The following is a 12,306-nucleotide window of genomic DNA, read 5'->3' as shown; positions in this document are numbered from 1 at the left end:
CTTTTTGAGCGATCGCTCAAGGATACTTGAGCAGTCGCTCAATGATAGCGTCTATCACTTCTCTGGTGCACCCCATGTCATCCGTAACCCCACAGACTCTGATCGAAGAAAGCAAAAAAATCGGTCAACAATCCGCCAGCCAGACCCTCAAGGCCATCGCCCGGACCTATCCCGGCAAGCTGTTCTGCACACTGTCGCTGGTAGCGCTGGAGAACGCCCTGCTGCTGGCCTACCCACTGTTTGCAGGGTTCGCCGTGGACTCGATTCTTCGCGGTGACGCCGCCAGTGCATTGCTCTACGCCGCGGTGGTCTTGGCGTTCTGGGTCGTCGGGGCCGCACGGCGAGCACTGGATACCCGCACGTTCACCCGTATCTATGCCGACCTTGCAGTGCCAGTGATCCTCAATCAGCGCCTGCAAAAACACAGCACATCACGCGCGGCAGCGCGGGTGGTGTTGGCGCGGGACTTTGTCGATTTTTTCGAGAAGCACGTGCCGATCATCGCCACCGCACTGGTGTCCATCGTCGGTGCAGCGGTGATGCTGCTGGTGATCGAGCCGTGGGTGGGCCTCGCCTGCCTGACCGCGCTGCTGCTGTGCATCACTTTGCTGCCCCGCTTCGCCCGCAAGAACCAGGCGCTGCATGAGCGTTTGAATGATCGGCTCGAAAAGGAAATCGGCCTGGTGGAAAAAGTCGGCGCCCATACTTTGCAACGCCACTATCGGGTGCTGTCGCGTCTGCGAATCTGGCTGTCCGACCGCGAGGCCGCCGCGTTCCTGTTTATAGGTTCACTGGCGGCACTGCTGTTCGTCGTGGCGATCAGCCAGTTGGCATTGTCACCGGCGGTCAAGGCCGGCCATGTGTACGCGGTGATGACCTACCTGTGGACTTTTGTCGGCAGCCTGGATGAGGCGCCAGCGATGGTTGATCAACTGGCGCGTCTCAAGGACATCGGCAAGCGCGTGGATCCGGGACTTGGCGAGCGTTAAGCCTCAGCGAAACCGATCGACCTCGTGGCGCAGGCCCGCCGCCAGGGTCTCCAGTTCCTTGGCGGTGATCGCCAGGTTGGACACCACTTCACGCTGCTCACTGTTAGCCAGGGCAATGCTCTGCAAGTTGCTGCTGAGCAAGGTCGCGGTGCTGCTCTGTTCCTGGGTCGCGGTGGTGATCGCGGCGAATTGCTGGCCGGCCGAGCGGCTTTGCTCGTCGATCCGCTCCAGTGCCGACGCCACGTCGGCATTGCGCGACAGACCTTCCTGCATCAACACCTTGCCCTGCTCCATGGTGCTGATGGCATTCCCGGTTTCCTGCTGGATGCTCTGGATCATCCCGGAAATTTCGTCGGTGGCCTGGCGGGTACGCGATGCCAGGTTGCGCACTTCGTCGGCCACCACCGCAAAGCCCCGACCTTGCTCACCGGCGCGCGCTGCTTCGATAGCCGCGTTGAGCGCCAGCAAATTGGTCTGTTCGGCAATCGCGGTGATCACGCCGACGATCCCGCCAATTTCCTGGGAGCGTTGACCGAGGGTATTGATCACCGTGGCGGTACCGTTCAGCGCGGCGGCGATATGTTCCAGGGACGAAGACGCCTCTTGCATCGAGGTCCGCCCGATCCGGGTTTGCTGGGCATTCTCCTGGGCCAGACGTTCGGTATTACCCATGTTGTCGGCAATGTTCAGGGAAGTGGCGCTGAACTCCTCCACCGCGCCGGCCATGCTGGTGATCTCGCCGGACTGCTGTTCCATGCCTTCGTAGGCACCGCCGGATAACCCGGACAGGGCCTGGGCGCGGCTATTGACCTCTTCGGCGGCCTTGCGGATCTGCGAGACCATGGTCGACAGGGCTTCGCCCATCTGATTGAAGCTGCGTGCCAGCTGACCGATTTCGTCATGGCTGGAGACGTTCAGGCGTGCACTCAAATCACCCGCGCCCAAGGCCTCGGCCTGGCGCACCAGATCCCCCAGGGGCTGCAATTTGCTGCGCAGCAGCCAGACCGTGGCGCCCACCGCCAGCAACATCGCCAACACGCTGCCGATGACCAGCCGGATGCCGACGGCCCAGGTGACCGCGCGAATCTCGGCCTTTGGCATGCTGGCAACCACCGACCACGGGCCGCCGTCGAACGGCATCGCGACGCTGTAGAAATCTTCGTTCTTGTCACTCCAGAAACGCCCCACACCCGGCTTGCCGGCAAGATCGTGCATGACCGCCACCGCCTGGTCCGGCGCCTGCACGCCCGCCGGCGGCACCAGCCAGCGCTGCTGCTCATCGAGCAAAGCGAGGGAGCCGGTCTTGCCGATGCGAAAACGCTTGAGGTTGTCGAACTGCGCATTCTGCGCGTCGGTGTAGTCAAAACCGATGAACAACACGGCGATGACCTTGCCGCTGGCATCACGCACCGGACTGTATTGGGTCATGTACGAGCGTTCGAACAGCACCGCGCGACCAATGTAAGTCTGCCCGGCAAGCACCGGCTGATAGGCCGGGCCCTGGCGGTCCAGCACCGTGCCGATAGCGCGGCTGCCATCCTGCTTGGTCAGGGACGTACTGATCCGGATAAAGTCTTCGCCGCTGCGCACAAACACCGTGGCGACACCGCCGGATATCTGCTTGAACTCATCCACATCGTCAAAGTTGTTGTTCAGCACCTCGCTGTCCAGATACAGGCTGGGCGTCTGTATGCCAGCCACGTTCACGGGCTGGTCCGCATGCACGCTCAAACCGGCGGCGAAACGTTTTTCGAAGAGCCCACTCAAGCGTTGCGTGCTCTCGCGCAGGGTGCTGTGAAAGGTGTTGAGTTGGTCGGCGAGCAAACGCGCTTCACTGGCCAGATGCTCTTCCCGGGTGTCGAGGTTGGCGGCGTCCAGGGAACGCAGGGCGAAGACGGTACTGCCGCTGATAACGACAGCCAATATCACGGCTAAGGCTATGCCCAACTGCGAAGCAATTCGGGCGCGTGGTTGAGACATGACAGCTCCTGGCCGTGGCCCGGATCATCCTGATCTCATAGCGCTAATCGGCGATTCTCTAATAAGGGGGCACGCTGAGCCGCCATTCATTCGCGGCTCGACACACCTACTTCGGCGGCACCCACCAATACTTGAGCGGATCACAGGGAGACTGTCCAAACGCATGGTTTTGGGGCGCTATATCGATTCAGTCGAGTCTTTCGACCAGAGGTAATTGCATGGCTTGGACCTCGCCCTGGAGGAAATCCGAAAGCCTGCGCAGGCGCTCGCCACCGGGGCGGGTTTTCGGCCAGACCAGATAGTAGCTCTCTCCACTGGCCACGGCGGTCGGCCACGGCAGGCTTAATCGATCCTGGGCGACATCTTCGGCCACCATCAGTAAATCCCCCATGGACACGCCATACCCGCGGGCAGCGGCAATCATGCCCAGTTCGAGGGTGTCGAACACTTGTCCGCCCTTGATCGGGACCTGTGACGCCAGCCCGGTGCGCGCAAGCCAACGACGCCAGTCGCGACGGTCCGGCGTGGGATGCAGCAGTTCGGTGGCGGCCAGACGTTCGACATCCCATGGTCCATCCCGGAGCAAATTGGGCGCCCCCACCGGAATCAGCCATTCGGAAAACAGGTAGCTGGCTTCCCAGTCCGGCGGAAAATGGCCGTCGCTCAACAATACCGCGCAGTCGAACGGCTCCTGATTGAAGTCCACCTCATCGATGCTCATCCAGGCGCTGGTCAACTGTACTTCGTTGCCCGGCTGCAAATGCCGGAACCGGCTCAGTCGCGCCAGTAACCAACGCATGGTCAAGGTGGACGGTGCCTTCATGCGCAGGATGTCGTCTTCGGCGTTCAAGGTATGGCAGGCACGCTCCAGGGCCGCAAAACCCTCGCGCACACCGGGCAGCAATAAGCGCGCGGACTCGGTGAGTTGCAAAGTGCGCCCGCTGCGCTGAAACAAGCGACAGGCAAAGTGCTCTTCCAGGGTGCGGATATGTCGGCTGACCGCGCTCTGCGTGATGGACAGCTCTTGCGCCGCACGGGTGAAAGAGTTGTGCCGGGAAGCGGCCTCGAAAGCGCGCAGCGCGTAAAGCGGAGGAAGACGACGGGACATGGGAAAGCTCCGACAGCATGATTGCGAAACCCTAGCAGAATCTCCCAGCCATGAGTTTTAATCATATGAGTGATCGCATTTATCCCTTTGTGCAAAGCGCCGGGAGCGCCGAGAATCAATCCTTTCGCCCTTCCCCGAATTGTTGAGTGTGATGACCATGCAGCATCCAGCGCGTACCGAACTCTGGGCCATTCTGCGGCTGTCAGGGCCGTTGATTGCCTCACAGTTGGCCCACATGCTGATGGTGCTGACCGATACCCTGATGATGGCGCGCTTGAGCCCCGAAGCGCTGGCCGGCGGCGGCCTCGGCGCGGCAAGCTATTCGTTCGTGGCGATCTTTTGCATCGGTGTGATCGCCGCTGTCGGCACCCTGGTCGCCATTCGACACGGCGCGGGCGACATCGAGGGGGCCACCCGCCTGACTCAGGCCGGGATCTGGCTGGCTTGGTTGATGGCGCTGGTGGCCGGCTTGCTGCTGTGGAACCTCAAGCCGGTGCTGCTGATGTTCGGGCAGACCGAAACCAACGTGCAGTCGGCCGGGCAGTTCCTGATGATTCTGCCGTTCGCCCTGCCCGGCTACCTGACGTTCATGGCCCTGCGTGGCTTCACCAGCGCCATCGGCAAGGCCACTCCAGTGATGATCATCAGCCTGGGCGGCACGGTGATCAATTACCTGCTCAACCACGCCTTGATCGAAGGCATGTTCGGCCTGCCGAAACTCGGTCTCATGGGCATCGGCCTGGTGACGGCCATCGTTGCCAACTGCATGGCCCTGGCGCTGTGGTGGTACATCAAATACAACCGTTCCTACGCCGCTTATCCATTGGGCAAGGACCTGATGCGTCCCAACCTGCATTACCTGCGGGAACTGTGGCGCCTGGGCCTGCCGATCGGCGGCACGTACGCGGTTGAAGTCGGCCTGTTCGCCTTTGCAGCGCTGTGCATGGGCACCATGGGCAGCACACAATTGGCCGCGCACCAGATTGCCTTGCAGATCGTTTCGGTGGCGTTCATGGTGCCCGCCGGCATGTCCTACGCCGTCACCATGCGCATCGGTGCGCATTACGGTGCCGGGCAATTACTCGACGCGCGACGGGCCGGGCGGGTCGGGATTGTGTTCGGCGCGGTGCTGATGCTGGGGTTTGCCATGGCGTTCTGGCTGTTCTCCAACCCACTGATCGGGCTGTTCCTGGACCATGACGACCCGGCCTTTCGCGAGGTCATCCGCCTGGCGGTCAGCCTGTTGGCCGTGGCGGCGTGGTTTGAGCTGTTCGACGGCGTGCAGACCATCGCCATGGGCTGTATTCGCGGGCTCAAGGATGCGAAGACCACTTTCCTGGTCGGGCTGGGTTGCTACTGGTTGATCGGTGCGCCCTCCGCCTGGTTGATGGCCTTCACCCTCGGCTGGGGACCGACCGGCGTCTGGTGGGGCCTGGCCCTGGGCCTGGCGTGTGCGGCGGTCAGCCTGACCTGGGCGTTTGAACGGAAGATGAAGCGGATGATTCGCCAGGAGCCTGACACTCAACGGCTACTACAAAGCCTCGCCCAATAGCACTTGCTGACTGCTGCCAAACGTCAGGTACTCCACCAGCTCCGGCAGCGGCAAAGGTTTGCTGATCAAGTATCCCTGAGCTTGATCGCAGCCAAACAAGCGCAACAACGCCAGCTGTTCCGCGGTTTCGACGCCTTCGGCCACCACCTCGAGGTTGAGGTTGTGGGCCAGGTTGATCATCGCATGGACCAACTTGCGATTTTCCTCTCGCTCCTCCATGCCACCGACAAAACTCTTGTCGATTTTCAGCAAGGCAATCGGCAGGCTGTTGAGGTGGACAAAGGACGAAAAGCCGGTGCCAAAGTCGTCCAGGGAAAACCTCACGCCCAAGCGGCCGAGGGCATCCATGGTCTGCTTGACCAAGTCACTGCGGCGCATCACGGCGGTTTCCGTGAGTTCGAACTCCAGCCACTGAGCCTCCACCCCGCGCTCTGCGATCAAGCGGCTCAAGGTCGACAGCAATTGGCTGTCCTGGAATTGGCGAAACGACAGGTTGACCGCCATGTGCAACGGCGGCAGGCCGCGCTCGCGCAGGTCCTGCATGTCTCGCAGGGCACGGGAAATCACCCAATACCCCAGCGGCACAATCAAGCCGCTCTGTTCGGCCAGCGGTACGAACTCACTGGGCGGCAACAGGCCACGCTCGCCATGGCGCCAGCGCACCAGGGCCTCCAGGCCGACGATATGTCCATCGTCCAGATCCAGCCGAGGCTGGTAGTGCAGCTCCAGTTCGTCACGACGCAACGCCCGGCGCAGCTCGCTTTCCAGATCGGCAAGGCTGCGCGCATTGCGGTTGATGCGCTCGTTGAAAATATGAAAGGTGCAGCCTTGGGTGCTTTTGGCTTGCTGCATGGCGATATGCGCGTGCCACATCAACGGATCGGCGCCCGCCTTGGCGCGGGCGTGGGCCACGCCCAGGCTACAACCGATCAGCAGGCTTTCACCATCGATCCAATAGGGCTCGGCCAGAGCCTCGATGATGCGCTCGGCCATCCATTCGGCGCGCTGGGGCGCTCGACGGGTATCGATCAACAAGGCGAATTCATCACTGCCCAGGCGTGCCAGTTGGTCACCGGCTTCCAGCTGACTCTTGAGCCGCGAGACCACCTGCAGGATCAGCCGGTCACCGGCCTGATGCCCCAAGGCGTCGTTGGCGTGACGGAAGTTGTCCAGGTCCAGGTGACCGAGGGCCAGGCCCCGCCCGACGTTTTCCGCCAGGCGTGCGGCCAGCAAGGTCTGGAAGCCCTGGCGATTGGCAATGCCGGTCAACGGGTCTTGTTCGGCCAGGCGTTGCAGGGTGTTTTCCAGCAAGCCCCGCTCGCGGACATGCCGCAGGCAACGCCGCAAGGTATCGTGATCCAACGAACCACGAATCAACCAGTCGCTGGCGCCCAACGGCGCAACCAGTGGTTCCAGGTCCAATAGCAACACGGTAGGCAGACTGCAACGGCCGGGTCCGGGTTGCAAGCTGGGCGTGGTCAACAATACGGCCATGTGGTCGTCATCGAACAGACTGCTCACCGACTCCCAGTTTGGCGCACTGATCAGCACAGCCCCATCGCCCATCGGCGCCAGGCACTCGCGCAATAACGCTGCCCATACTGGCTCCTCGGCCAGTAGCAGCAAACGCAAGGGTTCGACAGGCGTAGACAAGCTAGCTCCCTAGACTCTGCAAAAGTTCGTTGGCGGCGGGCATTATGACGTGCAGCCTGACAATGACCAATGATATTGGTTATCAGATACTCGCAGTGCGGTTCTTGAACAATAGTCCCAAATACCTGGCACATCCTGCGGCAAAGTGACAAAAGCGGCAAATTTAGATCAAGCGGTACGTCACACCGTCGTACAGAGGCAGCAGAATCCTGCCAGCCTGTTAAAATGCCCGCCCTTTTTGCTCAATGACTCCCAAAATCTCGTATGTCCCGACTCAATCCCCGGCAGCAAGAAGCCGTGAACTACGTCGGCGGCCCTCTATTGGTGCTCGCCGGCGCTGGCTCCGGCAAGACCAGTGTGATCACCCGCAAGATCGCGCACCTGATCCAGAACTGCGGCATCCGCGCCCAGTACATCGTCGCCATGACCTTTACCAACAAGGCGGCGCGGGAAATGAAAGAGCGTGTCGGTACCCTGCTCAAGGGTGGCGAAGGCCGTGGCCTCACCGTGTGTACCTTCCACAACCTGGGGCTTAACATCATCCGCAAGGAGCATCTGCGACTGGGCTACAAGCCGGGTTTCTCGATTTTTGACGAAACCGATGTCAAGGCCCTGATGACCGACATCATGCAGAAGGAATACGCAGGCGACGACGGCGTCGACGAGATCAAGAACATGATCGGCGCCTGGAAAAACGACCTGATCCTGCCGCCCGAAGCCCTGAAAAACGCACGCAATCCCAAGGAACAGACGGCCGCCATCGTCTACATCCATTACCAGCGCACGCTCAAGGCGTTCAACGCGGTGGACTTCGACGACCTGATCCTGCTGCCGGTGAAGCTGTTCCAGGAACACGCCGACATCCTCGAAAAGTGGCAGAACAAAGTCCGCTACCTGCTGGTGGACGAATACCAGGACACCAACGCCAGCCAATACCTGCTGGTCAAGTTGCTGATCGGCACGCGCAACCAGTTCACCGTGGTGGGCGACGATGACCAGTCGATCTACGCCTGGCGCGGCGCCCGCCCGGAAAACCTGATGTTGCTCAAGGACGATTATCCGTCCCTGAAAGTGGTGATGCTGGAGCAGAACTACCGCTCCACCAGCCGCATCCTGCGTTGCGCCAACGTGCTGATTTCCAACAACCCCCATGAGTTTGAAAAACAGCTGTGGAGCGAAATGGGTCACGGCGACGAGATCCGCGTGATCCGCTGCCGCAACGAAGACGCCGAAGCCGAACGGGTGGCCGTGGAAATCCTCAGCCTGCACTTGCGCACGGATCGGCCCTACAGCGACTTTGCGATCCTGTATCGCGGCAACTACCAGGCCAAGCTGATCGAGCTGAAACTGCAGCATCACCAGGTGCCGTATCGCCTGTCGGGCGGCAACAGCTTTTTCGGACGCCAGGAAGTAAAGGACCTGATGGCCTACTTCCGCCTGATCGTTAACCCGGATGACGACAACGCCTTCCTGCGGGTGATCAACGTACCGCGCCGGGAGATCGGTTCGACGACCCTGGAAAAGCTTGGCAACTACGCCACCGAACGCAAGATTTCGATGTACGCCGCCACCGACGAGATCGGCCTGGGCGAACATCTGGACACGCGCTTCACCGATCGCCTGTCACGCTTCAAGCGCTTCATGGACAAGGTGCGCGAGCAGTGTGCCGGCGAGGACCCGATCAGCGCCCTGCGCAGCATGGTCATGGACATCGACTATGAGAATTGGCTGCGCACCAACAGCTCCAGCGACAAGGCCGCGGATTACCGCATGGGCAACGTCTGGTTCCTGATCGAAGCGCTGAAGAACACCCTGGAAAAAGACGAAGACGGCGACATGACCGTCGAAGACGCTATCGGCAAGCTGGTCCTGCGCGACATGCTCGAACGCCAGCAGGAAGAGGAAGACGGCGCCGAAGGCGTGCAGATGATGACCTTGCATGCCTCCAAGGGCCTGGAATTCCCCTACGTGTTCATCATGGGCATGGAGGAGGAAATCCTCCCGCACCGCTCGAGCATCGAAGCCGACACCATCGAAGAAGAACGGCGCCTGGCCTACGTGGGCATTACCCGCGCGCGCCAGACCCTGGCCTTCACCTTTGCCGCCAAGCGCAAGCAATACGGCGAAATCATCGATTGTGCGCCCAGCCGCTTCCTTGATGAGCTGCCGCCGGACGATCTGGCCTGGGAAGGCAATGACGACACCCCGACCGAAGTGAAAGCCGTGCGCGGCAATACTGCGTTGGCGGATATACGCGCGATGTTAAAGCGCTAGAATCGACTACTTTTTAATCTACTTTCGGCGCCCATTGCGCCACCAGAGGAAGCCTTTGTGGAAGCACTGCACAAGAAAATTCGCGAAGAAGGCATCGTGCTTTCCGATCACGTACTCAAGGTCGACGCCTTTCTGAACCATCAGATCGACCCGGCACTGATGAAGCTGATCGGCGACGAATTTGCCGCATTGTTCAAGGATTCGGGGATCACCAAGATCGTCACCATCGAAGCGTCGGGGATCGCGCCAGCGATCATGACCGGCCTGAACCTCGGTGTGCCGGTGATCTTCGCCCGCAAGCAACAATCCCTGACCCTGACGGAAAACCTGCTGTCGGCGACGGTGTATTCGTTCACCAAGAAAACCGAAAGCACCGTGGCGATCTCCCCACGCCATCTGACCAGCAGCGATCGTGTGTTGGTCATCGATGACTTCCTGGCCAACGGCAAGGCGTCCCAGGCGCTGATTTCGATCATCAAGCAAGCTGGCGCGACCGTGGCGGGCCTGGGGATTGTGATCGAGAAGTCGTTCCAGGGCGGCCGCGCGGAACTGGATGCCCAAGGCTACCGGGTCGAGTCCCTGGCCCGGGTAAAATCGCTGGCCGGTGGCGTCGTGACCTTCATCGAATAACCGCTGCGCTTGAGCGGGCACGGTTAAACATGTGGGAGCGGGCTTGCTCGCGAATGCGCTACATCAGTCACCAGGTTATTGACTGGCCCACCGTATTCGCGAGCAAGCCCGCTCCCACATTTGCTTTTGTGTTGGCTGTCAGTGCGCAGTGGCCTGTAGGCCGGCGAGTAGCAAGCGCTGATACAGATCCTCTTTAAGTCCCTCAGGCTGGTCCAGGCCCATCCGCTTCAAATGCTCGGGAAACGCCGCAGGCTCTGGGGCATCCAGTGCCGCCTTGCCCAGCTCGAGCACTTCCGTCAGCTTGAATTTGCTCTTGAGCCAGTTCAACGCGCGCAACAAATCCCGCTCTTCATCGGTGAAGTCACTGCCCAACGGATACTCCGGGAACAATCGCGGATGCCGCGCCTCGATCGCCTGCAAACGCTGCGGCGTGTTCTCGGCAAAACGCGGATCCAACTGGAAATCCTTCGGCAGTTTCCCGGCCTTCTGGGCCTTTTCAATCAACCCTTGCTGAAACCGCGAATCGGTAATATTCAGCAGCGCCTCGATCACCTTGGCGTCGGTCTGGCCGCGCAGGTCGGCGATGCCGTATTCGGTAATCACGATGTCCCGCAGGTGGCGCGGAATCGTGCAATGCCCGTACTCCCAGACAATATTGGAGCTGACCTCCCCACCCGACTCGCGCCAACTGCGCAGGATCAGGATCGAGCGCGCGCCCTCAAGGGCGTGCCCCTGGACAACAAAATTGTACTGCCCGCCCACGCCACTGAGCACACGCCCGTCTTCCAACTGGTCCGCCACGCCCGCGCCCAACAGGGTCACGGTAAAGGCACTGTTGATAAACCGTGCATCCAGGCGTTGCAAACGCTTGAGTTGCTCTTGCCCATACAACTCGTTGATGTAGCTGATGCGCGTCATGTTGAATTCAAGGCGCTTGTTCTGTGGCAAGTCCCGCAACCGTTCATAAAAGCTGCGCGGGCCGAGGAAGAAGCCGCCATGTATCGAGATTCCGTCCGGCTGCGCCGCCTCGTCCAGCATGCCGGCATTGGCCTGCTCCTGGGTCGCGACATCCGGGTAGACCTTACGCCGCACGATCCCCGCGTCGGCCAGCACCAGCAAGCCGTTGACGAACATCTCACTGCAACCGTACAGCCCACGGGCGAACGGCTCGACCCCGCCTTCGCGGCTGATCAACGGTGCCCACTGGTACACATCCAGGTCGCTGAGCAACTGCCGATAGCCTTCGTTATCTGCCTGGCGCGCCAACAGTGCGGCGGTCAGCGCGTCGCCCATGGAGCCAATGCCGATCTGCAAGGTGCCCCCGTCGCGCACCAAGGTACTGGCGTGCAGGCCGATAAAGTGATCCTGGAAACCCACCGGCATATTCGGGGTGGAAAACAGGGTGGTGCAGTCCTTTTCATCGATCAGGAAATCGAACTGATCCATGCCCAACTCGGCATCGCCGGGCATGTAGGGCAAATCGTCATGGACCTGCCCCACCACCAGAATCGTTTCCCCGGCTTCGCGGCGCTTGGCGATCATCGGCAATAGATCAAGGGAGATATCGGGGTTACAGCTCAAGCTCAGGCGGTCCGGGTGCTCGCTGCTGCTCGCCACCAGTTGTGCCACCAGGTTCAAGCCGGCGGCGTTGATATCCCGGGCGGCGTGGCTGTAGTTGCTGCTGACATAATCCTGCTGAGCCGTGGCGCTGTGGAGCAGGCTGCCGGGCTGCATGAAGAACTGTTGCACATGGATGTTGGCGGGCAGGCTGTCCTTGCGCAGATCGGCAAGAAAATCCAGTTCGGGATAGTCACCGAACACCCGTTCGATGAACGGCTCAAGAAAACGCTTCTGCAAACCATCGCCCAGGGGCGGACGGCCCAGGCTCAGGGCGGTGTAGATCGTCAGCGTTCGCTCCGGAAGCTTGGCGATACGCCGATACAGCGCGTTGGCAAACAGGTTCGGCTTGCCCAGCCCCAAAGGCATCCCCAGATGTATATGCGCTGGCAAGCGTTCCAGTACGTCGTCGACCGCTTGCTCGATTGAACACAACTGCACCATCCGACCCTCCCGAACTTTCCATGAATTGGGCTTGGACCGAGATTGCCGGGTCTTTGCTG

Annotated in this window: 8 protein-coding genes and 1 pseudogene; 4 read left to right on the top strand and 5 right to left on the bottom strand. The window is 60.9% G+C overall.

The features are described 5' to 3' along the window. The first annotated feature begins 74 nt into the window (after positions 1 to 74). Positions 75 to 989 (top strand): ABC transporter six-transmembrane domain-containing protein, encoded by a 915-nt coding sequence (locus tag AC6CIA_RS19600; protein WP_498314370.1) that lies wholly within the window; start codon positions 75 to 77, stop codon positions 987 to 989. A 3-nt stretch (positions 990 to 992) separates the two neighbouring features. Here the strand turns inward: AC6CIA_RS19600 and AC6CIA_RS19595 are convergent, their stop codons facing one another. The 3 genes and pseudogenes from AC6CIA_RS19595 to AC6CIA_RS19585 form a co-directional block, all read right to left on the bottom strand. Further along, the gene (locus tag AC6CIA_RS19595; protein ID WP_498314539.1) at positions 993 to 1,715 is read right to left on the bottom strand and encodes a methyl-accepting chemotaxis protein; all 723 of its coding nucleotides are present in this window, start codon (positions 1,713 to 1,715) and stop codon (positions 993 to 995) included. A gap of 132 nt (positions 1,716 to 1,847) precedes the next feature. Beyond that, positions 1,848 to 2,969 (bottom strand): annotated as a pseudogene (locus tag AC6CIA_RS19590) (Cache 3/Cache 2 fusion domain-containing protein); the annotation flags it as partial. Between the two features lie 187 nt (positions 2,970 to 3,156). After that, positions 3,157 to 4,077 carry a LysR substrate-binding domain-containing protein gene (locus AC6CIA_RS19585; RefSeq protein ID WP_084381293.1) on the bottom strand — a complete coding sequence of 307 codons (921 nt, stop codon included), beginning with the start codon at positions 4,075 to 4,077 and terminating at the stop codon, positions 3,157 to 3,159. A gap of 151 nt (positions 4,078 to 4,228) precedes the next feature. Here AC6CIA_RS19585 and AC6CIA_RS19580 point away from each other — a divergent pair, with 151 nt between their 5' ends. Further along, positions 4,229 to 5,629: a NorM family multidrug efflux MATE transporter gene (locus AC6CIA_RS19580; protein WP_498314368.1), complete on the top strand. Its 1,401-nt coding sequence runs from the start codon at positions 4,229 to 4,231 to the stop codon at positions 5,627 to 5,629. Here AC6CIA_RS19580 and AC6CIA_RS19575 read toward each other — a convergent pair. Continuing rightward, on the bottom strand, positions 5,609 to 7,282 hold the full coding sequence (locus tag AC6CIA_RS19575; protein ID WP_498314366.1) for a putative bifunctional diguanylate cyclase/phosphodiesterase: 1,674 nt from the start codon (positions 7,280 to 7,282) through the stop codon (positions 5,609 to 5,611). The genes AC6CIA_RS19580 and AC6CIA_RS19575 overlap by 21 nt on opposite strands. A gap of 264 nt (positions 7,283 to 7,546) precedes the next feature. Here AC6CIA_RS19575 and rep point away from each other — a divergent pair, with 264 nt between their 5' ends. Next, a complete protein-coding gene (gene rep, locus AC6CIA_RS19570; RefSeq protein ID WP_498314364.1) occupies positions 7,547 to 9,556 on the top strand; it encodes a DNA helicase Rep in 2,010 nt (669 codons plus the stop codon). Positions 9,557 to 9,613: 57 nt separating this feature from the next. Next, positions 9,614 to 10,186 carry a xanthine phosphoribosyltransferase gene (locus AC6CIA_RS19565; protein WP_084381289.1) on the top strand — a complete coding sequence of 191 codons (573 nt, stop codon included), beginning with the start codon at positions 9,614 to 9,616 and terminating at the stop codon, positions 10,184 to 10,186. A 138-nt stretch (positions 10,187 to 10,324) separates the two neighbouring features. Here AC6CIA_RS19565 and AC6CIA_RS19560 read toward each other — a convergent pair whose 3' ends face one another. Then, a complete protein-coding gene (locus AC6CIA_RS19560) occupies positions 10,325 to 12,247 on the bottom strand; it encodes an acetyl-CoA hydrolase/transferase C-terminal domain-containing protein (RefSeq protein ID WP_498314362.1) in 1,923 nt (640 codons plus the stop codon). Positions 12,248 to 12,306: the final 59 nt, after the last annotated feature.

Source organism: Pseudomonas sp. GQ91 (assembly GCF_059758795.1).
The sequence above is the reverse complement of the archived record's forward strand: the minus strand, read 5'-3'. Positions and strand labels throughout refer to the sequence as shown.

What these genes read in the sequence shown, in the direction of transcription:
- AC6CIA_RS19600 (WP_498314370.1), top strand. Translation starts at nt 75, where the DNA reads ATGTCATCCGTAACCCCACAGACTCTGATCGAAGAAAGCAAAAAAATC.
- AC6CIA_RS19595 (WP_498314539.1), bottom strand. Translation starts at nt 1,715, where the DNA reads ATGGCCGGCGCGGTGGAGGAGTTCAGCGCCACTTCCCTGAACATTGCC.
- AC6CIA_RS19585 (WP_084381293.1), bottom strand. Translation starts at nt 4,077, where the DNA reads ATGTCCCGTCGTCTTCCTCCGCTTTACGCGCTGCGCGCTTTCGAGGCC.
- AC6CIA_RS19580 (WP_498314368.1), top strand. Translation starts at nt 4,229, where the DNA reads ATGACCATGCAGCATCCAGCGCGTACCGAACTCTGGGCCATTCTGCGG.
- rep (WP_498314364.1), top strand. Translation starts at nt 7,547, where the DNA reads ATGTCCCGACTCAATCCCCGGCAGCAAGAAGCCGTGAACTACGTCGGC.
- AC6CIA_RS19560 (WP_498314362.1), bottom strand. Translation starts at nt 12,247, where the DNA reads ATGGTGCAGTTGTGTTCAATCGAGCAAGCGGTCGACGACGTACTGGAA.